This is a genomic window from Sinorhizobium fredii USDA 205, from assembly GCF_001461695.1.
GTDB classification, from domain to species: domain Bacteria; phylum Pseudomonadota; class Alphaproteobacteria; order Rhizobiales; family Rhizobiaceae; genus Sinorhizobium; species Sinorhizobium fredii.
In genome coordinates this window covers 1-20743 of record NZ_AUTC01000180.1, presented here as the reverse complement: position 1 = coordinate 20743, position 20743 = coordinate 1, and the positions used below count along the sequence as shown (strand labels likewise).

The window sequence follows — 20743 nt, the reverse complement described above, 5'->3', positions numbered from 1 at the left end:
TGTTCGGCGAGATAGCCGGAGAGCGCCGCGACGATGCCGCGGGTGGACGGGCACGAGACGGTGAGGATGAACTTGTCCATGTCTGCTCTTCATCTTTCGATCGGCGACCCGGCAATTGACGGGCGGCCAACTGACGCTCTCAAATATCGAGCGTCGTCTCATGCTCCCATTTGGTGAACTGAGAGCAGTAGCTGTTCCATTCGCCGTGCTTCAGCTTGAGATAGGCGGCCGAGAACTCTGTCCCGAGTGCCTGTTGCAGCGCCTCATCTTTCTCGTATTCACGCAGAGCGTCCAGGAGGTTGAGCGGCAATTTCGGCGCGTCCGTGACCGTGTGGCCGTCTCTGTACATGTCGATGTCGTAGTGCGGGCCGGGATCGGCCTTGGAACGGAGGCCCGAGAGGCCGGCGGCAATGATGATCGCCTGCAGGAGGTAGGGGTTGACGGCGCCGTCGGGGAGGCGCAGCTCGAAGCGGCCCGGGCCAGGGACGCGCACCATGTGAGTGCGGTTGTTGCCGGTCCAGGTCACCGTGTTCGGCGCCCAGGTCGCGCCGGAGATCGTGCGCGGCGCGTTGATGCGCTTGTAGGAGTTCACCGTCGGATTGGTGATCGCCGCAAGAGCGCTGGCATGCTTCATGATGCCGCCCAAAAAGGTGCGGCCCTGCTTCGAAAGTCCGAATTCGGCCGCCTTGTCGGCAAAGGCGTTGACCTCGCCTTCCGAATCCCAGACCGAGATGTGGCAATGGCAGCCGTTGCCGGTCAGCCCCTTGAAGGGCTTCGGCATGAAAGTAGCGCGCAGCCCGTGCTTCTCGGCGACCGATTTCACCATGAATTTGAAGAAGGAGTGCTTGTCGGCGGTCTTGAGCGCGTCGTCATATTCCCAGTTCATCTCGAACTGGCCGTTGGCGTCCTCGTGGTCGTTCTGATACGGCTTCCAGCCGAGTTCGAGCATGTAGTTGCAGATCTCGGCGATCACGTCGTAGCGGCGCATCACTGCCTGCTGGTCGTAGCAGGGCTTTTCCGCCGTATCGAGCTCATCCGATATCTTCGAGCCGTCCGCCGCGATCAGGAAGAATTCTGCCTCGACGCCGGTCTTGACCCTCAAGCCCTCACTATGGGCCTCGGCGATCAGCCGTTTCAGGACGACGCGCGGCGCCTGCTCCACCGGCTGTTCTTCCATGAAGCAGTCGGCAGCGACCCAGGCGACGTCCTTCTTCCAGGGAAGCTGGATGACCGAGGAAGCATCGGGGATCGCGAAGAGGTCGGGATGGGCGGGCGTCAGATCGAGCCAGGTCGCAAAACCGGCAAATCCGGCGCCATCCCTCTGCATGTCTGCGATCGCTTCGGCCGGGACGAGCTTGGCGCGCTGTCCGCCGAAGAGATCGGTATAGCTGATCATGAAATACTTGACGCCGCGCTCCTTGGCGTAGCTTGAGAGATCGAGTGTCATGCAGTTCCCCTTTGGATTTTTCAGACACTTTGCCTTTTATGCGTGAGGCGCCCAGCATCCTCCCAAACGACGGGCGCCACGGTAGGTCACAAGCCCCCCTTGCCGGGAATCCAGCTCGTGCCGGCGAGCGGCACCTGCGCCATCGCCGACGCCTCGATCGTCAGCGCGCAGAGGTCCTCCGGCTCCAGATTGTGCAGGTGGTTCTTGCCGCAGGCGCGCGCGATCGTCTGGGCTTCCAGGGTCATCACTTTCAGGTAGTTGGCGAGCCTGCGGCCGGCTGCGATCGGATCGAGGCGCTTCATCAGTTCCGGGTCCTGCGTGGTGATGCCGGCCGGGTCCTTGCCTTCATGCCAGTCATCATAGGCTCCGGCGGTCGAGCCGAGCTTGCGGTATTCCTCTTCGAAGCGCGGATCGTTGTCGCCGATTGCCACCAGTGCGGCCGTGCCGATCGACACCGCATCGGCACCGAGCGCCAAGGCCTTGGCGACGTCAGAGCCGGAGCGGATGCCGCCGGAGACGATGAGCTGGACCTTGCGATGCATGCCGAGATCCTGCAGCGCCTGGACGGCGGGCCGGATGCAGGCGAGCGTCGGCATGCCGACATTCTCGATGAACACGTCCTGCGTTGCCGCCGTTCCGCCCTGCATGCCGTCGAGCACGACGACATCGGCGCCGGCCTTGACCGCAAGTGCCGTATCGTAATATGGCCGCGCACCCCCGACCTTGACGTAGATCGGCTTTTCCCCGTCGGTGATCTCGCGCAGCTCGAGGATCTTGATCTCGAGATCGTCTGGCCCGGTCCAGTCGGGATGGCGGCAGGCCGAGCGCTGGTCGATGCCCTTCGGCAGGGTGCGCATCTCGGCAACGCGATCGGAAATCTTCTGGCCGAGCAGCATGCCGCCGCCACCGGGCTTAGCTCCCTGCCCGACGACGACCTCGATCGCGTCGGCGCGGCGGAGATCCTTTGGATTCATCCCGTAGCGAGACGGCAGATATTGATAGACCAGCGTCTCGCTATGGCCGCGCTCCTCGTCCGTCATGCCGCCGTCGCCGGTGGTCGTCGAGGTACCGGAAATCGTCGCGCCGCGGCCGAGCGCTTCCTTGGCGGGGCCGGACAGCGCCCCGAAGCTCATGCCGGCGATGGTAATCGGGATTTTCAGATGGATCGGCTTGCTGGCGAAGCGCGTGCCGAGCACCACTGACGTATCGCATTTCTCGCGATAGCCTTCGAGCGGGTAGCGGGAGATCGACGCTCCGAGGAAGAGCAGATCGTCGAAATGCGGCACCTTGCGCTTCGTTCCGCCACCGCGAATGTCATAGATGCCGGTTGCGGCGGCGCGGCGTATTTCAGCAAGCGTATAATCGTCGAAGGTGGCCGACTTGCGCGGCGGCGTATAGGGATTGCGGTAGGACATGGTCTTAAACCCTTTTCGCCGCTTTTCAGTAAGCGTCGGCGTTGTCGATGTTGAAGTTGTAGAGCCTGCGGGCCGAGCCGTAGCGCTTGAATTCCTCCGGCTTGACCTGGGTGACGCCGGCCTTTTCGAGAAGCCCGGCAAGCAGCGTCAGGTGCTCCTGGCGCATCTCCTTCTCGATGCAGTCGGCGCCGAGGCTCTTGACGCTGCCCCGCACGAAAAGCCTCGCCTCGTAGAGCGAGTCCCCAAGCGCGTCGCCCGCGTCCCCTAGGACCACGAGGTGGCCGGATTGCCCCATGAAGGCCGACATGTGGCCGATGCTGCCGTGCACGACGATGTCGATGCCTTTCATCGAGATGCCGCAGCGCGACGCCGCATTGCCCTTGATGACAAGGAGGCCGCCGCGTCCGGTGGCGCCGGCATATTGGCTGGCGTCACCTTCGATGACGACCGTACCCGACATCATGTTCTCGGCGACGCCGGGGCCCGCAGAGCCGTGGACGGTCACCGTGCCGCCGTCGTTCATGCCGGCGCAATAGTAGCCGACGGAGCCTTTCACATCGACCGTCACGGGCGCATCAATGCCGACCGCGACGGCATGGCTGCCGCGCGGATTGAGGACTTCGTAGTTGATGTCGTTTGCCCCCGGTGGGATCGCATGCAGGGCGCTGTTGAGGTCACGCAGCGGCGTGACGGCGAGATCGATGACAGGCATAGTGATGATCCTTGCAATGGGCCGACGGCTCAGGCGGCCTTCTCGTGATCCCAGAAATAGACCGTCGCCGGTTCCGGCTCCCAGACGCGGGCGTCCTCGATGCCCGGCAGGTTGGCGAGGGCGCGGTATTCCGAGCCGAAGGCCACGTAGCGATCGGTCTCGGCCATCACCGCGGGCTTGCAGGCGATCGGGTCGCGCACGACGCCGAAGCCGGACTTGGTCCCGACTACGAAGGTGAAGAAGCCGTCGAGGTCGTCGAGCGCGCTTGTCAGTGCCTGGCCGAGGTCCTTGCCCTTGGCCATCTCAGCGGTGAGGTAGGCGGCAGCCACCTCCGAGTCGTTCTGCGTTTCGAAGGTCATGCCTTCGCGCACCAGTTCGCGGCGCAGGTTGTTGTGGTTCGACAGGGACCCGTTGTGGACGAGGCACTGGTCGGCCCCGGTCGAGAACGGATGCGCGCCAAGCGTCGTAACGGCCGATTCCGTCGCCATGCGCGTATGACCGATGCCATGGGTACCGCCCATCGAGCGGACGTCGAAGCGCGCCACCACATCCTTCGGCAGGCCGGTTTCCTTGTAGATCTCTACGCAGTCACCGGATCCCATGACGCGGATGCCAGGGCGCAACCTTGCCAGCGCGGCACGCGTCTCGTCCACCTTGCCCGCTTCGACCTCGATGACGGCATGGGTGCTCTTCACCGAAACGGATGCGCGCAGACCGGCTTCTGCAAGCGCCCCCTCGAGGCGGGCGAAGTCGGAGGCAGCGGCAGCGGACTGGACGGTGATCTTCGCCCTGCCCGAGGTGGGCGCACCGTAAATCGCGATACCGGCGGAGTCCGGGCCGCGGTCGGTCATGGTGATCAACATGTCCGAGAGCAGCGCGCCGAGTTTCGGCTCGAGGCTCCGATCCTTCAAGAACAATCCAACAATGCCGCACATAGCCCATCTCCTTTCGTCGATGTTGCAAGTGCTAACAGAGCGGATCGATGAAATCAATCCTCAGGAATATATTTTTCTTCTAAGGCAACTTTCGGCTTAGTCCCCGCCACCGCCGTGCTGTGGATAGGAAATGATGGACAGGTAAAGCGCCGGCAGCTTGACGAGTTCTTCCGGGCCGTGCGGCGCGTCGGCGTCGAAGAAAAGACTGTCGCCGGGCTCCATCCTGTAGAGCTGGTCGGCGTGGCGATAGACGACCTCGCCTTCGAGCATGTAGAGGAACTCCATGCCCTCGTGCTGGAAGGTCGGAAAGACGTCGGAGTCCGTCGTCAGCCTGATGAGGTAGGGCTCGACCGTGACGCCGCTGGTGTTGTTGTCGATATGGCCGAGCAGGCTATACTGGTGGCCGGCGCGGGTGCCGCGTCGCTCGATATTCATCCCCTCGCCTGCCTTGACGAAGGTCGCCCGCCGCGGTTCCTCGAAACGGCGGAAGAAGGCGGTGATCGGCACGCCGAGGGCGCGCGACAGCGCCTGCAGGGTCGTCAGCGACGGCGAAATATTGCCGTTCTCGATCTTCGACAGCATGCCGACCGACATCCCCGTGGCCGCGGAAAGATCGGTGACGGTCAGCCCGAGCTTTTTGCGATAGAGGCGCACCTCATGACCGATCGCCATTTCGAGATTGTTTTCCCTCGGCTCCCTCACGGCATGGGGATCCTGCGACAATATCTGGCTCGGGCTCGACGCCGACTTGCGGTTTTCGGTCATGACTGTCTCGCTGATGGAAAGGCCGGACGATGATTATACTCCAGGGAAAACTTCCTCAACCCGGAAGAAAGTTCCGCCGCGATCACCGGGCCGGCTGGCGAGCATCGTTTGGCTTCAAGGCGCGCTCAGCCTGTCGCGGCATGCGCGCGGTGTCAGTCCGAAGAATTCCTTGAAGGCGCGTGAAAAATGCCCGGAGCTCGAGAAACCGGTGGCAAAGGCAATCTCGGAAATCGACAGGGGACTCTGTTCGAGCAAGCGGCGGGCGTGCCTGAGGCGTGTCTGGCGATAGGTGTCGCGAAATGCCGAACCGAGCTCGTCGGCAAACAGCCGGTCGAGGTGCCGCTGGCTGATGCCGGCAAAGCGTGCCATGGCGGCGCGATCGAGCGGCCGTTCGATCGTCGCCTCCATCTTTTCCAGTATGGCGAGCAGCGCCGGGCGGCGCGTGCCGAAACGTTCAGCGGCTGACGCCCGCTGCGGGTCTGCGGGTTCGGCAACGGCGGTGTGGAGATACCAGTCGCTGACCCGGCGGGCGAAATGGGTGCCCATCCGTTCCGCGATCAGCGCATGCATCATGTCGAGCGGCGCCACGCCGCCGCCGCAGGTGATGCGATCGGCATCGATGACATAGCGGGCCTGGCGCAGATTGAGATGCGGAAAGGCCTCGCGCAGCACCGGCGCATGCTCCCAGTGGATGGTGAAATCGCGATTTTCGAGTAGACCGGCGGCCGCCAGGAGGAAAGCGCCGCTGGAGATGCCGCCGATCCGCACGCCTTCGCGCCCCAGCCGTCGCAGCACAGGATAGAGAGCAGCCGAATCTTTCCAGTCGGCAGGCCCGCCGCCGGCGCAGACGAACACCGTATGGAAGTGCTCCGCCTTCGCGGTCACGTCGTCGCATTCCACGGAGACGCCGGAAGAACTCGCGATCGGCTTGCCGCCAACGGATAGCGACGTAACGGCAAAGAGTATCCGGCCGGCAAGCAGATTGGCGGCCCGCAACGGCTCGGTGGCCGACGCATAGGACATCAGCGCAAAGTTCGGAATGAGCACGAAGCCAATCCGCTGGACGTTTCTTACCTCATCCATTGTGATGTCTCATTCATGCAATAAAATGGCTCATAGGTGCAGTTCAAACGAATCTGGCCGCGTTATCAAGGGGTGGAGATTTTCAGGGAAGCCCAGGATGCGCTACTCCGCCCTCTCCATTCTCATGAACGGTCTTGTCGGCAATCGCGCCTGGCGCCCCGCCTGGCGCGATCCGCAGCCGAAACTCCATTACGACGTGGTGATCGTCGGCGGTGGCGGGCACGGTCTTGCGACGGCCTATTATCTCGCCAAGGAATTCGACATCACCAATGTCGCGGTTCTGGAAAAGGGGTATGTCGGCTCGGGCAATGTCGGCCGCAACACGACGATCATCCGCTCCAACTATCTGCTTCCCGGCAACAACCCGTTTTACGAGTTTTCGATGAAGCTCTGGGAAGGGCTGGAGCGGGATTTCAACTTCAACGCCATGGTGTCGCAACGCGGCGTCGTCAATCTCTACCATTCCGACGCGCAGCGTGACGCCTATACGCGGCGCGGCAATGCGATGCGGCTGCATGGGGTGGACGCCGAACTGCTCGATCGGGCGGCCGTGCGCAAGATGCTGCCCTTTCTCGATTTCGACAATGCCCGCTTCCCGATCCAGGGCGGCCTCATACAGCGGCGCGGCGGCACGGTGCGCCACGATGCGGTGGCCTGGGGCTATGCCCGCGGCGCCGACAGCCGCGGCGTCGATATCATCCAGAACTGCGAAGTGACCGGGATACGACGGGAGAACGGTCGCGTCACCGGCGTCGAGACGAGCCGCGGCTTCATCGGCTGCGGAAAGCTGGCGCTTGCCGCAGCCGGCAATTCCTCGCGCGTCGCTGCGATGGCTGACCTTCGCCTGCCGATCGAAAGCCACGTGCTGCAGGCCTTCGTCTCGGAGGGGCTGAAGCCCTTCATCGATTGCGTCGTCACTTTCGGCGCGGGCCATTTCTACGTCTCGCAGTCGGACAAGGGCGGCCTCGTCTTCGGCGGCGACATCGACGGCTACAATTCCTATGCCCAGCGCGGCAACCTCGCGACGGTCGAGCACGTGGCGGAGGCCGGCAAGTCGATGATCCCGGCGCTGTCGCGTGTCCGCGTGCTGCGCGCCTGGGGTGGCATCATGGACATGAGCATGGACGGTTCGCCGATCATCGACCGCACCCATATCGACAATCTCTATCTGAATGCCGGCTGGTGCTATGGCGGCTTCAAGGCGACGCCCGCCTCCGGTTACTGCTTCGCGCATTTGATCGCCCGCGAGGCGCCTCAGGAGACGGCGCGAGCGTTCCGCCTCGATCGTTTCGAACGGGGCCATCTCATCGACGAAAAGGGCATGGGCGCCCAGCCCAATCTTCACTGAACAACCTCAGCAAGGGATTTGAACCGTGGCCAGCCTTATTTCCTGCCCTCATTGCGGCGCGCGTCCCAAGGAGGAATTCACCATCAAGGGCGCGGTGCTGCCGCGGCCAGACGCCGGGGCCGGAAGCGAAGCGTGGATGGACTATGTCTATCGGCGCGACAACCCGCGCGGCGCCTACCGCGAATACTGGCATCACACCTCCGGCTGCCGCCGCTGGCTGGTGGTAACCCGCGACACGGCGAGCCATGAGGTCGCGGCATGCCAGGACGCAGCGCTTGCGAAGCGAGCAGAGGCGCAACCATGACATCCTATCGCTTGGATAAAGGCGGCCTCGTCAACCGCACGATGCCGCTCTCCTTCACATTCGACGGGAGGCCGATGCAGGGTTTCGAAGGCGATACGCTCGCTTCCGCACTGCTTGCCAACGGGCGGATGCTGGTCGGCCGCAGCTTCAAATATCACCGGCCGCGTGGCATCCTGACGGCGGGGTCCGCCGAGCCGAATGCGCTTGTCACCATCGGCCGGGGCGGCCGCACCGAGCCGAATACGCGCGCCACCGTGCAGGAGCTCTACGAGGGGTTGGAGGCGCGGAGCCAGAACCGCTGGCCCTCGCTCGATTTCGACCTCGGCACGCTGAACGGCCTGCTGTCACCCTTCCTCGGCGCCGGCTTCTACTACAAGACCTTCATGTGGCCGGCAGCCTTCTGGGAGAAGTTCTATGAGCCGCTGATCCGCAAGGCGGCCGGCCTCGGCAAGGCAAGCTACGAAGCGGACCCCGACGCCTATGAGAAGAGCTGGGCACATTGCGATCTGCTCGTCATCGGCGCCGGCCCTGCGGGGCTTGCCGCCGCGCTGACCGCCGGACGCGCCGGTGCAAGGGTCATGCTCGTCGACGAAGGCGCGCTGCCCGGCGGCTCGCTGCTGTTCGATAGTGCGACGATCGACGGCAGGGCGGCCACCGATTTCGTGCGCGACACGAGCGCTGAACTGCAGTCGATGCCCAATGTCCGGCTGATGACGCGGACGACCGTCTTCGGCTGGTACGACGGCAATGTCTTCGGTGCGGTCGAGCGGGTGCAGAAGCATGTGCGCGACCCCCAGAGCCATCTTCCGGTCGAGCGCCTGTGGCGCATCGTCGCCCGGCAGGCGCTGCTTGCGACCGGCGCGGAAGAGCGCCCGCTCGTCTTCGGCGGCAACGACCGTCCCGGCGTGATGATGGCGAGCGCCATGCGTACCTATCTCAACCGCTACGGCGTCGCGCCCGGCAAGGCGGCCGCTATCTTCACCAGCGACGATAGCGGCTATGGTCTGGCCCGCGATCTCGAAGCAGCCGGCGTCGACGTCGTTGCCATCGTCGACAGCCGCCCGTCGGCCGGTATGGACTACCGCGGCAAGGCGCGCCTGATCCGCGAGGCAGTCGTTTGTGGCACGAAAGGCCACCGGGCGATCTCGGCGATCGAAGTCCGGCGCGACGGCCGCGTTGAGACCATCGCGGTCGACGCGCTCGCCATGGCCGGCGGTTTCAGTCCGATCATCCATCTCGCCTGCCACCGTGGCGCCAGGCCGCTATGGTCTACGGAAGAGGCGGCCTTTCTCGCGCCCGAGGGGCTGAGGGGCCTCGAGGTTGCCGGCGCTGCCGCGGCGACGGCGGGCCTTGCTGCCTGCCTCGCGGCCGGTGCGGCGAAGGCAAAGGCGATCCTCGACGATCTCGGTATATCCTGCAGTCCGGCCGTCTTTGCCGCTGTCGACGGAGACGAAGGCACGCCTCCCGCAAGGCCGCTCTGGTCGATCCCCGGTATCAAGGACAAGGCCTTTGTCGATTTCCAGAACGACGTGCATCTCAAGGATCTCGGCCTGGCGGTGCGCGAAGGCTACGGTCATGTCGAGCTTGCCAAGCGCTACACCACCAGTGGCATGGCGACCGACCAGGGCAAGCTCTCGAACATGAATGCGATCGGGCTGATCGCCAAGGCGCGCGGCGTCTCGCCCGCCGAGGTCGGGACGACCACCTTCCGGCCCTTCTATACGCCGGTATCCTTCGGCGCGCTGACCGGCGCTCATGCGGGGCGGCACTTCCAGCCGGTCCGCAAGTCGCCGCTGCATGACTGGGCCAGGAAGCATGGCGCCATCTTTGTCGAGTCCGGTCTCTGGTTCCGCTCCGCCTGGTTTGCCCGCGAGGGCGAGCAGAGCTGGCGCGAAAGCGTCGACCGCGAGGTCGTCAACGTCCGGCAGAATGTCGGCCTCTGCGATGTCTCGACGCTCGGCAAGATCGAGATCTTCGGCAGGGATGCCGCCGAATTCCTCAACCGCGTCTATTGCAACGGCTTCCTGTCGCTGCCGGTCGGCAAGGCGCGCTACGGCATCATGCTGCGCGAAGATGGCTTCATCTATGACGATGGCACGACGAGCCGGCTTGGTGACGAGCATTTCTTCATGACGACCACGACAGCCTATGCGGCGGGAGTCATGAACCATCTGGAGTTCTGCGCCCAGGCGCTCTGGCCCGAACTCGATGTGCGGCTGGCCTCCGTCACCGACCAATGGGCTCAGATGGCGATCGCCGGCCCCAAGGCGCGGCTGGTTCTCTCGAAGATCGTCGACGACGACATTTCCCGTGCCGCGTTTGCGTATCTCGGCGCGAAAGAGGTGTCGCTCTGCGGCGGCAGGCTTCACGGGCGGCTTTTCCGCATCTCGTTTTCGGGCGAACTCGCCTATGAGCTCGCCGTGCCGGCCGGTTATGCGGAGAGCATCGCCGACATCTTGATGGATGCCGGCGCCGAACATGGCCTCCAGCCCTATGGCAGCGAGGCGCTCGGCGTGCTGCGCATCGAGAAGGGGCACGTCACGCATAACGAGATCAATGGCACCGTTGTGCCGAGCGACCTCGGCTTCGGGCGCATGGTCTCGGCCAGCAAACCCGACTTCATCGGCAAAGCCATGCTTGCCCGCGAAGGGCTGACGGCCGCCGACCGGCCGCGCCTCGTCGGTGTTCGGCCGATCGATCCTGCGACGAGCTTCACGACCGGCTCGCATATCCTCGCAAAGGACGCCGAGGCGACGCTCGACAATGACCAGGGCTACGTCACCTCGAGCGCCTTTTCACCCCATGTCGGCTCGACGATCGGCCTTGCGCTCGTCAAGCACGGGCCGGAGCGGCATGGCGAGAAAATCGTGGTTTGGAACGGCCTGAAAGACGAATACACACCCGCCATCCTCTGCGATCCGAGTTTCGTCGACCCTGGAAATGAGAAGCTCCATGTCTGAATTCGCCATCGTCCACCGAAGCGCCCTCGCGCCGGCGCCTCGCGTCGCTTCGCACCGGATCGCCATCATCGCCCTGCCGGAGGGGCACGTCGTCCAGGTGTTCGAGCGAGCGCCGGGTGCTGATCTCTTGGCCGTGTTGGCGGATGCCGCAGGAACGGCACCGCATGCGGTGCGTACTGCCGGTCCCGGGCAATGGTTCATCGTCGGCGACGAGCCGCTGCCCCGCGACACGTTCCTGGATCTGGCGAACGCGCTTGGCCCCCATGCGGCCACCGTCGACCAGAGCCACGGCCGCGTCCGAATCCGCGTCGAGGGCACCGTGGTCGAGCGGATGCTCGCCAAAGGCACAGCCATCGACCTCGACATCGGGGCATTTCCGGTCGGCCACTCAGCGGCGACTTTGCTCGGTCACGTCTCCGTGCATCTCACCCGCCTCGATGCGACCGCTTTCGAAATCATGGTGTTGCGAGGCTTCGCCAGCAGCCTTTGGGAGGGCCTGGAAAGAATGAGCGCGGAGTTCGGTTGACGCGCTCCGTCCAGGTTTTTCTCGGGCCTCGAGCTCGGAGGGCGTGGGCCAGGAACCATCGCCTGTCGTGGTCGTTGTCCTTGGAAAGGAGAACACCATGCCGAAGAGAGACCCTATTCCCGCCCCGACTGAGACCCCGAGAGAACCACAGGGCATCCCAGGCAGGCCGGACCGCAGCCTGGAGAAGCCCGCCGAGCCGCCGATCAAGAAGCCGGAGGATACCAAGAACCCGACGGATCCGGCCCTCTTGCCAATCGGTGACCCGGCCGGAATGGCTTAGTCGAGACGCCAGCGCGAAACATAGCCGCTGTCCTTCTCCGACCGGGAGTGGGCGGGGCTGATTCGTTTGCAAGATCGATATCGCTACCTCCTCAAGAGGGAGAGATGCCATGCTGATCCAACAGCTGCCTGACAAGCCGGTGCCGGGCGCAATCATTGTCAAGCTCTACCGCTACGGCGATGAAGTCCGGGGATATGTACGACAGGTCATCGACCCGGCTGAGGCCGACATGATCTTCCCCGGCGAAGAAATGGAGCCGGAAGCCGCTTTCCGGCTGGCAAGGGCACACAGTGGGGGTGACATGCCGATTTATGTGGAGCTTGTCGAAGACGTTCAATGGAATCCGAGCTGGGGCACTTTGATAGGCTAGCCTGATCGCCGCGACGGGCGCAAGAAGCGCATCAAGTTCGCCTCCCACGCCCGATATGCTTGGCTCGAACATGCATGCCGGCTGTCCGTTTCCGCTAAGCATGGCCGAGCGGCAAGGCGACGAACCGCGTCGTGCCGCCCGACTGGATGCGGAGCAGCGCAGCCATCCTGCCTTCCTTGCGAAGCGACACCAGATCCCGGCGGAAGTCCTTGGCGTTCGCAATCGCCTTGCCGCCGACGTCGAGAACGATGTCGCCCGCTTCAAGCCCGTGTTGCGCCGCCGCCCCTTTCGGGTCGACGGCGACAACGACCATGCCTTTTTCGCCGGCACCGGCCACCTTGCTGGCCGGCGCCAGCAGGAGCCCGAAATCCTGCTCGCTGGCGGGAGCGGCGTTGCTACCGGTTGCCGACTCGCCTGCCGCCGGCCGTTCCTCCGGCATGGTTGCAAGTTTCAAGGCCAGGTCCTGCGGCTCGCCGTTGCGAAGGATGCCCACCGTGACGGAGGTACCCGGCGCCATCGCGCCGACTTTCTGGGCCAGCTCGCGCGGGTCATTGATCGTTGCCCCGTCGACCGCCGTGATGAGATCGCCAGACCGGATGCCAGCCTTGCCTGCCGGGCCGGCTGGATCTGCCTCGTCGACAAGCGCGCCCTTCGCCTCCTTCAGGCCGAGGCCCTCGGCGATATCGGCAGTGACCTGCTGTTCCTTGATGCCAAGCCAGCCGCGCGTCACATGACCCTTTTCCTTCAACTCGGCGATTACGGCCTTCGCCGTGTCGGCCGGGATGTCGAAGCCGATGCCGACCGAGCCCCCGGAGGGCGAGAAGATCGCCGTGTTGACGCCGATGACATCGCCGTTGACGTCGAAGGCCGGCCCGCCGGAATTGCCGCGATTGATCGGCGCATCGATCTGAATGAAGTCGTCATAGGGTCCGGCGCCGATGTCGCGGCCTTCGGCCGAAACGATGCCGGCGGTAACGGTACCGCCCAGCCCATACGGGTTGCCGATCGCAATCACCCAGTTGCCGACGCGCGGCCGCTGATCGGCAAAGCGCACATGCGGGAAATCCCGACCATCGACCTTGATCAATGCGAGATCGGTTTTCGGGTCCGTGCCGACGACTTTCGCCTCGTAGCTCCGGCCGTCATTCGTCATGACCTCGAGGGATTTGGCATGGTCGACGACGTGATTGTTGGTCACCGCATAGCCGTCCGCCGAGATGAAGAAGCCCGAGCCCTCGCCCATCAGCGGACCCTGGCCGTCATCCGGGTCGGGAGCGCTGTCCTCGTCCTGCGCCGCAAGCTGTTGCTGCGCTCCGTCGATCTCGACACGCACCGAAATAACCGCCGGTTTCACCCGGGCGACGATGTCGGCAAAGTCGCCCGGTTCCGCCGCCGATGGCGGTTCTGTGTTTGTCGCCGCCCGCACCGTCGAACCGGGACCAGTCGTTGTGTGCATGGCGACCGGTTCCGCGACGAGAGCGGCAAGGCTGAGTGCGGACACGGAGGACAGAGCTGCCAGGGCGGCCGTCAAGCGGCGCGCCCGCGAGCTCTTCTGTTGTGGAGAATTGGCCATGGCGTGTCTCCTTCTCGAATATGGAGGTTTGATACACGCGACCACGGTGGAGTTACATTCTGGGCTAGAATAAATACTGGCGGTTCGGCGATTCCACCGCGTCGTCACCACCAGATAACGCCACGACAAAAGTCAAAATGTGAAATTCGCCGCATTTACCGGATTAAATTTCGTTCATGAATTAATGTTAATCTTCGTGTCACCGGTATATACGAAACCGTAGGTCGCACGACCAGTTTTCCTTGCGGAACATTCTTGCGATCCGCGGGCTTGGTCTGTCCGGGCCCGGGGCTGCGGCGCTCGGTCCCGAGCCGCAAGCCTGCAGGTCAGGCCGGCGAAGCGGCAGCGGTATCGACGACCTCGAAATCGTGGGTAATCGTCGCCGTCTTGGCGAGCATTGCTGACGCGGAGCAGTATTTCTCGATCGACAGAGCAATGGCGCGTTCGACCTTGCTGGCGGCGAGCCCGCGCCCCTTGACCACGAAGTGCATGGGGATGCGGGTAAACACTTTCGGCTCCTGATCCGCCCGCTCTGCGCTGAGCTCGACGATGCAATCCTCGACCGCCTGGCGACCCTTTTCGAGGATGTGAACGACATCGAAGGCCGAGCAGCCGCCGGTGCCGATCAGCACCAACTCCATGGGGCTCGGTCCGGGCGTGCTTCCTTCCGGCCCGTAAGCCGTGCCGAGCACGACATTGTGCCCGCTGCCCGACTGGCCGACAAAGGTTCGCCCTTCGACCCACTTGATCCGCGCCTTCATGATGACCTCCCCAAATGCTTATCGTCGTCCCGACGTTGATAGCGTGAATCGTCAGCAAAAAACATGTCGCGCATGAGAGCGCGACATGTTCCCGTTGAGTTCAGCGATCCCGTGCGACGTCGGCGGTCGCTTCGCTATTCGGCGGGCTGGGCAAGTGGGCCCGCCCGGCATTCGATTGTGGTTCCGGCAAGGCTCCGCTGACCGAGAGCGATGGTCACCACGGTCGCCGCGCCGGCGATCACCGACACCCAGAAGCCGCTCACAGCACCGAAATTGTCGACGACCCAGCCGGCGACAAAGGCACCGAGAGCCATGCCGATTCCGATGCCGGTCGTCACCCATGTCACGCCCTCGGTCAGCATCGAGGCGGGCACACGGCGCTCGATCAGGCCGAAGGCGGTGATGAAGGTCGGAGAGATGGCGATACCGCTGACAAACACGGCGAGTGCCAGCAGCGGCACCGTATCAGCCACCAGGAGCGGCCAGGCAGTGATGGCAAGGACGTTGACCGCGATCAGGAGCTGCCGGTGCAAAGGCACGGTCGGGTTGAGGGCGCCGAGGACCAGGCCAAGTATGAAGGAACCGATTGCGTAGACGCCGATGACGAGGGTTGCCGCATTCGGCTGCCCGAGTTCCCTGGTGATCGCAACGGCACTCACTTCCGCGGTCGCGAACGTGGAACCGACGAAGACGAGTGCGAGCGTGATGATCTGCACGGCACGCAGGCGGATCGCCGAGCCCTGCCGGACGTCGACGTCCTCATGGCGCAGCCTCGGTTCGGTCCCGCGCTGCAGGATGAATGCCAGTGTTCCAAGCGCCAGGAAGATCGTGCTGGCGAGCATGCCGGCCTCGGGGAAGAGCGCGACCCCCAAGCCCACCGAGAATGAAGCGCCAGCGATATAGACCAACTCGTCCGCGGCAGATTCAAAGGCAAAAGCGGTGTTCAGTTCCGGCCGGTTGCGGAAGATCTCGGTCCAGCGGGCGCGCACGAGCGCCGGCATGCTGGGCATGGCTGCCGCCAGGAAGGCGGAAACGAAGAGCGTCCAAACGGGCCAATCCTGATTGGTCGCCGCAATGAGGGCGAGGAAGGCAAAGACCGAAATCGTCGTGGTGGGGATCACGACCGCCGTCTGGCCGTAGCGATCGACCAGCCGCGATATGTGGGGAGAAACGAGCGCATTCGTCAGCGCGAAGGTCGCCGACACCGCGCCTGCCAACCAGTATTCCCCGTGCGTCTGGGAGAGCATCGCAACGATGCCGATCGGGGCCATGGCGATCGGCAGGCGGGCGAGAAAGCCGGCTGCCGAAAAGCCTTTTGCGCCCGGGGCACTGAATATCTCTGCATAAGGATTGGACATGGAACGTTCCTTGTAAGGACCCGATCTCACCACTTACATACGTGGCGTATGTCCTGATTTAGTTGCATACGCGGCGTATGTCAAATAAAATACGCAGCGTATGTGAATAGGAGAATGCATGCGCAGACAACGCCACGACATGATTGCCGAAACACGGGCAAAGCTGATTGCCGCCGCCCGACAGGCCTTCGGGGCGGCTGGATATGCCGAGGCTTCGATGGACGATTTCACCGCGGGGGCGGGGTTGACCAGAGGCGCTCTCTATCACCACTTCGGCGACAAGAAGGGTCTTTTGCAGGCGGTCATCCACCAGATCGATGCCGAGATGACGGCCCGACTCAATCGCGTCTCGGCAGCCGCGCCGAACCGCTGGGAAGGTTTCGTCGAAGAGTGCGTTGCCTATATCCAGATGGCGCTCGAGCCGGAAATCCAGCGCATCATGTTCCGCGATGGGCCGGCTGTGCTCGGAGACATATCGCAGTGGCCGAGCACCAACGGCTGCATCGCTGCCCTTAGCGATAGCCTGCGACAGCTAAAGGCCGAGGGCGCAATCATCAATATCGACATAGAAGTGGCGGCGCGCCTGATCAACGGCGCCAGCAGTCATGCCGCCTTTTGGATCGCTAATTCCGATACGCCCGAGGAAACTTCACGAAGAGCGGTGGACGGCTTCCGGGCGCTACTTGAGGGACTGAGGGTCGACAAGAAGTAAGGGCCGGACTGGCGTCAATCCGTCCCGGTCTCGAACAGGCGATCGAAAAGCGAACCGAGCCGGGCCGCTTCAACCTCGCCGAGTCCCACCAAGGGTGCGCGAACATTGAGCCAGGCGCGCTCGCCGCTGCGGTGAGCGACGAGAGATTTCACGGCTGGGACCACCGGATATTTGAGCACCTCGTCCACCAGGCCGTTGATCCGTGCGTCCCCTCGCCCGTCCTGCGCCAGACCAAGCAGGGGCTGCGGGCAGACATTGGCGAGACCCGAGATCGCCCCTTCTGCTCCGAGGCGCACGCCTTCTGCCAGATAGCGCTCGTCGCCGATCAGGATGGCGAGGTCGGCCGCAAGCAGCTTTTGCGTATAGGCCCAGTCGCCGGAGGAATCCTTCACGCCGGTCACGACGCCGGGAAGGGCTTGCTTCAACCGGGCGATCAGTTCGACTGAAAGAGTGACCTGAGTGACCGACGGTATGTTGTAGAGGATGACGCCGCCCGCTGCCGTTCCGAGCTTTTCGAGCACTTCGCAGAACCAGACAAACAGGCCCTCATCGCTCACACCCTTGAAGTAGAAAGGCGGCGGCAGAAGAAGATTTCGACTGTCGAAATCCGCAGCCATGCGCGCCTGCGCGAGCGCCTCACCCGCCGAGGCGGCGGCGACGCAGACGACAACGTCCCTTCCTTCAATCCCCGCGCCGGCCAGCGCGCCCAGCGCCCGCTCGCGGTCGCAGATGTCGATGGAGGCGCCTTCCCCAGTCGTACCGAAGGCGGTCACGCTGGCGCAGCCATTGTCCAGGCATGCTCGGGCATGCCGGGCGAAGCGGGGAAAGTCGATGCTGCCGTCCTGGCGAAATGGCGTCACCATTGCTGCTGACAGGCCGAACCGGCTGGCTCTCTCTGGCATCGCGATATTCCCCTCGTTCTGGCTTGCCCCCGTGTTGGGGCGAAGTCCGGTCCTGTGCTGCGTTAGCGGAGCTTGACATATCATCCGCCGTTGCTAAGGTACAGTACCTTACATACAAGAAAGAAGCCAGCGAATGGATGCGGTGGAACGAAATCGTCCGAAAGGGGACCCGCTCGAGGAATTGAGGGTGGAGCTCGGGGCTCAGGCGGTCCTGACCGGCAATGACATTCCTCTGCGCAACCGGAACGACTGGAGCAGCAAGCCTCCTGGCGAACCCCTGGCGGTATTGCGCCCTGGCAATGCCCAGGAAGCATCGCGGGCCGTGGCCGCCTGCCGGGCCGCCCGGCTGCCCTTCGTGCCGCAGGGCGGCCTGACCGGCCTGTGCGGCGGGGCAACGCCGGAGCCCGGCTGGGTCGCCATTTCGCTGGAGCGGATGGTCGGCATCGAGGAAATCGATCCCGTCAGCGCGACGATGACCGTCAAGGCCGGTACGCCGCTCGAGGTCGTGCAGAAGGCAGCCGACGAGGCGGGATTTCTGTTTCCGCTCGATCTCGGCTCGCGCGGATCCTGCGCGATCGGCGGCAATCTCTCGACCAATGCGGGCGGAAATCGCGTCATCCGCTATGGAATGACCCGCGACCTCGTTCTTGGCCTCGAGGTGGTTCTGCCGGATGGAACGGTGCTGACGAACCTCAACAAGCTCTTGAAGAACAATGCCGGTTACGATCTCAAGCACCTCTTCATCGGATCGGAAGGCACCCTTGGCATCATCACCCGGGTGGTGCTGCGGCTGTTCCCCAAGCCGCGCTCCACCGCGGCGGCGCTCTGCGCACTTTCGAGCTACACGGACGTGGCGGCGCTCCTGGCCGGCGCCCGCAGCGGCCTCGGACCCATCCTCTCGGCGTTCGAGGTGATGTGGCCCGATTATTGGCAGGTCGTCACCGAACGGTTGAAGGTTCGTTCGCCGGTCGCCTCCGGCCATGGTTTCTATGTGCTGGTCGAAACACACGGGTCGGACGAGGCGTCCGATGCGGCGCGGTTCCAGTCCTGGCTCGAGGAGATGGCGGAAAGCGGCATTCTCGCCGATGCGGCGGTCGCCCAGTCCCATGCCCAGGTGAAGGACTTCTGGGCGGTGCGCGACGCCTGCGCCGAATTCGGAACCGGGCTCGGGCCGCACATCTCCTATGATATCGGCCTCCAGGTCGACCGCATGGACCGCTTCGCGCGCCGGTGCAAGGCGGCCCTCGAAGCGAACATTCCCGGCTGCGAAAGCGTCTATTACGGTCATATCGGCGACGGGAACCTGCATCTGGTCGCCTGGGTCGCCGGACTGCCGATGGAGCAGCAACCGAAGGAGGCGATGGACGCGATCATCTACGGTCTCGTGCGCGAGATGGGCGGCAGCATTTCGGCGGAGCACGGCATCGGCACGACGAAGAAGAAGTGGCTCGGCCATGCGCGCAGCGACGCCGAGATCGCGCTGATGCGTGTGCTGAAGCAGGCGCTCGACCCCGAAAACCTGCTCAACCCCGGCAAGGTCATTTCGCTATGAACCGTTTGTTCCAGGCCATCGAGGCGCTGCTCGCCCTTCTCCTGGCCGCGATGGTCGTGATGGTCTTCGGCAACGTCGTACTGCGCTACGCCTTCAATTCCGGCATCGTGGTCTCCGAGGAGCTCTCCCGCGTCTTCTTCGTCTGGGTCACCTTCATCGGGGCGGTCGTGGCAATGCGCGATGGCTCCCATCTTGGAATGGACACTTTGGTGCGCGCCCTTTCGCGGCGCGGCAGGATCGTCTGTTGCGTGCTCAGCCAAAGCTTGATCCTGATCTGCTGCGCAATGCTGTTACGGGGCACATGGCTCCAGCACGAGGTCAATGCCAGCACCCTGGCGCCCGTGACGGAAATTCCGATGATCTGGGTCTATGGCGTCGTCTATTTATCGGCGACGGGCATCGGCTTGCACGCGCTGGTCAAACTCTGGCGCGCGGTGACGGGGCGGATTCTCGACAGCGAACTTCTCGAAACCAGCGAGAGCGAGGAGCTCCCCCAGGTTCACATCGCTGAGAGGGCCGACCGATGACCATCGCGGTTTTCACCGGGTCGCTGATCGGCGCTATTGCCCTCGGCCTGCCGATCGCCTTCGCCCTGTTGATCTGCGCCGTCGCGCTGATGGTGCTACAAGGCAATATCGACACGACGATCCTGTCGCAGAAGATCATCGAGGGTGCCGACAGCTTTCCCCTGCTCGCCATTCCGTTCTTCATGCTGGCCGGCGAACTCATGAATGCCGGGGGCATTTCGAAACGGATTGTCACTTTCGCGCTGACCTTCGTCGGTCATCTTCGCGGCGGCCTCGGCTTCGTTGCGATTTTCGCTTCCGTGTTGATGGCCGCGATCTCCGGGAGTGCCGCGGCCGACGCGGCGGCGATTGGCGCGCTGCTCATTCCGATGATGCGCCGGGCCGGCTACGACGTGCCGCGTTCCGCGGGATTGATCGCCGCCGGCGGCGTGATCGCGCCGGTGATCCCGCCTTCGATCGGCCTCATCGTCTTCGGCGTCATCGCCAATGTCTCGATCGGCAAGTTGTTCCTGGCCGGGATCATTCCGGGCCTGATGATGGGGGTTTCTCTTCTCTTCGCCTGGCTTTGGGTCGCGCGGCGCGACAAGGTCAAGGTCCTGCCGCGCCAGGACTGGAGTGCTCGCTTGCGCGCCGGCATCGACGGCATCTGGGCGCTCGTCATGCCGGCCGGCATCATCGGCGGGCTCAAATTCGGCGTCTTCACCCCGACCGAGGCCGGTGTTGTTGCCTGCGTCTACGCCTTCCTGGTCGGCGCCTTCGTCTACAGGGAGCTGCCGCTGCGCCAGCTCCACCCGATCCTCGTTGCCGCGGCAAAGAGCACCGCCGTCATCGTCTTCCTGATCGCCACGGCGCTGATCTCGGCCTGGCTCATCACCCTGTCGGAACTGCCCTCGCAGGTCGAGGCGATGCTCAGCCCCTTCATGGACAACAAGATCCTGCTGATGGCCGTCATCATGGTCATAGTGGTGATCGTCGGCACCGCGTTGGACTTCGCACCGACCCTGATGATCCTGACCCCCGTACTGATGCCGGTGATCAAGCAGGCGGGCATCGATCCGGTCTATTTTGGCGTCCTCTTCATCATGAACAACGCGATCGGGCTGATAACCCCGCCGGTCGGCATCGTGCTGAACGTCATGTGCCGGGTCGCCAACATTTCCATGGGCGATCTGATGAAGGGCCTGTGGCCCTTCCTCTGGGCCGAGCTCATCGT

20 protein-coding genes are annotated in these 20743 nt (G+C 63.9%); 10 read left to right on the top strand and 10 right to left on the bottom strand.

The window, feature by feature from the left end; genetic code table 11:
• Positions 1 to 139 precede the first annotated feature (139 nt).
• From glnT to N181_RS26120, 6 genes are all read right to left on the bottom strand, one after another.
• Complete coding sequence (glnT, locus tag N181_RS26145; protein WP_037435735.1) at positions 140 to 1447, bottom strand: type III glutamate--ammonia ligase; 1308 nt, start codon at positions 1445 to 1447, stop codon at positions 140 to 142.
• A gap of 86 nt (positions 1448 to 1533) precedes the next feature.
• Entirely contained in the window at positions 1534 to 2862 is a 1329-nt protein-coding gene (locus N181_RS26140) for an FMN-binding glutamate synthase family protein (protein ID WP_060563993.1), read from the bottom strand.
• Positions 2863 to 2887: 25 nt separating this feature from the next.
• Entirely contained in the window at positions 2888 to 3574 is a 687-nt protein-coding gene (locus N181_RS26135; RefSeq protein ID WP_014332433.1) for a GltB/FmdC/FwdC-like GXGXG domain-containing protein, read from the bottom strand.
• A gap of 29 nt (positions 3575 to 3603) precedes the next feature.
• A complete protein-coding gene (locus tag N181_RS26130) occupies positions 3604 to 4509 on the bottom strand; it encodes a class II glutamine amidotransferase (RefSeq protein ID WP_037435732.1) in 906 nt (301 codons plus the stop codon).
• 96 nt (positions 4510 to 4605) lie between these two features.
• Positions 4606 to 5274: a helix-turn-helix domain-containing protein gene (locus N181_RS26125; RefSeq protein WP_014332436.1), complete on the bottom strand. Its 669-nt coding sequence runs from the start codon at positions 5272 to 5274 to the stop codon at positions 4606 to 4608.
• A gap of 114 nt (positions 5275 to 5388) precedes the next feature.
• Entirely contained in the window at positions 5389 to 6357 is a 969-nt protein-coding gene (locus tag N181_RS26120; protein ID WP_037435731.1) for a GlxA family transcriptional regulator, read from the bottom strand.
• Positions 6358 to 6454: 97 nt separating this feature from the next.
• On the opposite strand from N181_RS26120, the gene N181_RS26115 reads away from it, so the two are divergent.
• The 6 genes from N181_RS26115 to N181_RS26090 all read left to right on the top strand — a co-directional run bounded on the left by N181_RS26115 (position 6455) and on the right by N181_RS26090 (position 12145).
• A complete protein-coding gene (locus N181_RS26115) occupies positions 6455 to 7705 on the top strand; it encodes a sarcosine oxidase subunit beta family protein (protein ID WP_037435728.1) in 1251 nt (416 codons plus the stop codon).
• Positions 7706 to 7730: 25 nt separating this feature from the next.
• Entirely contained in the window at positions 7731 to 8009 is a 279-nt protein-coding gene (locus N181_RS26110) for a sarcosine oxidase subunit delta (protein WP_014332439.1), read from the top strand.
• Complete coding sequence (locus tag N181_RS26105) at positions 8006 to 10969, top strand: sarcosine oxidase subunit alpha family protein (protein WP_060563991.1); 2964 nt, start codon at positions 8006 to 8008, stop codon at positions 10967 to 10969. The genes N181_RS26110 and N181_RS26105 overlap by 4 nt, the downstream gene beginning before the upstream one ends.
• Complete coding sequence (locus tag N181_RS26100; RefSeq protein WP_037435717.1) at positions 10962 to 11495, top strand: sarcosine oxidase subunit gamma family protein; 534 nt, start codon at positions 10962 to 10964, stop codon at positions 11493 to 11495. Before N181_RS26105 ends, N181_RS26100 begins: the two co-directional genes overlap by 8 nt.
• A 97-nt stretch (positions 11496 to 11592) precedes the next feature.
• The gene (locus N181_RS26095) at positions 11593 to 11775 is read left to right on the top strand and encodes a hypothetical protein (RefSeq protein ID WP_037435715.1); all 183 of its coding nucleotides are present in this window, start codon (positions 11593 to 11595) and stop codon (positions 11773 to 11775) included.
• Between the two features lie 109 nt (positions 11776 to 11884).
• Complete coding sequence (locus N181_RS26090; protein WP_037435714.1) at positions 11885 to 12145, top strand: hypothetical protein; 261 nt, start codon at positions 11885 to 11887, stop codon at positions 12143 to 12145.
• A 94-nt stretch (positions 12146 to 12239) separates the two neighbouring features.
• On the opposite strand, the gene N181_RS26085 is transcribed toward N181_RS26090, so the two are convergent.
• The 3 genes from N181_RS26085 to N181_RS26075 form a co-directional block, all read right to left on the bottom strand.
• Positions 12240 to 13718, bottom strand: coding sequence for a Do family serine endopeptidase (locus N181_RS26085; protein ID WP_037435712.1), 1479 nt, complete (start codon positions 13716 to 13718; stop codon positions 12240 to 12242).
• 326 nt (positions 13719 to 14044) lie between these two features.
• Positions 14045 to 14479: an OsmC family protein gene (locus N181_RS26080; RefSeq protein ID WP_037435711.1), complete on the bottom strand. Its 435-nt coding sequence runs from the start codon at positions 14477 to 14479 to the stop codon at positions 14045 to 14047.
• Between the two features lie 134 nt (positions 14480 to 14613).
• Positions 14614 to 15837, bottom strand: coding sequence for an MFS transporter (locus N181_RS26075; RefSeq protein ID WP_037435710.1), 1224 nt, complete (start codon positions 15835 to 15837; stop codon positions 14614 to 14616).
• Between the two features lie 118 nt (positions 15838 to 15955).
• On the opposite strand from N181_RS26075, the gene N181_RS26070 reads away from it, so the two are divergent.
• Positions 15956 to 16549: a TetR/AcrR family transcriptional regulator gene (locus N181_RS26070; protein ID WP_037435708.1), complete on the top strand. Its 594-nt coding sequence runs from the start codon at positions 15956 to 15958 to the stop codon at positions 16547 to 16549.
• A gap of 14 nt (positions 16550 to 16563) precedes the next feature.
• Here N181_RS26070 and N181_RS26065 read toward each other — a convergent pair whose 3' ends face one another.
• On the bottom strand, positions 16564 to 17451 hold the full coding sequence (locus N181_RS26065; RefSeq protein ID WP_037435706.1) for a dihydrodipicolinate synthase family protein: 888 nt from the start codon (positions 17449 to 17451) through the stop codon (positions 16564 to 16566).
• A gap of 133 nt (positions 17452 to 17584) precedes the next feature.
• Between N181_RS26065 and N181_RS26060 the strand changes: the two genes are divergently transcribed.
• The 3 genes from N181_RS26060 to N181_RS26050 form a co-directional block, all read left to right on the top strand.
• The gene (locus N181_RS26060; protein WP_037435704.1) at positions 17585 to 19003 is read left to right on the top strand and encodes an FAD-binding oxidoreductase; all 1419 of its coding nucleotides are present in this window, start codon (positions 17585 to 17587) and stop codon (positions 19001 to 19003) included.
• Positions 19000 to 19530, top strand: a complete 531-nt coding sequence (locus N181_RS26055) for a TRAP transporter small permease (protein WP_037401442.1) — start codon at positions 19000 to 19002, stop codon at positions 19528 to 19530. Before N181_RS26060 ends, N181_RS26055 begins: the two co-directional genes overlap by 4 nt.
• The coding region (locus tag N181_RS26050) for a TRAP transporter large permease (protein ID WP_060563989.1) at positions 19527 to 20743 on the top strand (1217 nt) is incomplete at its 3' end. The genes N181_RS26055 and N181_RS26050, both read left to right, overlap by 4 nt.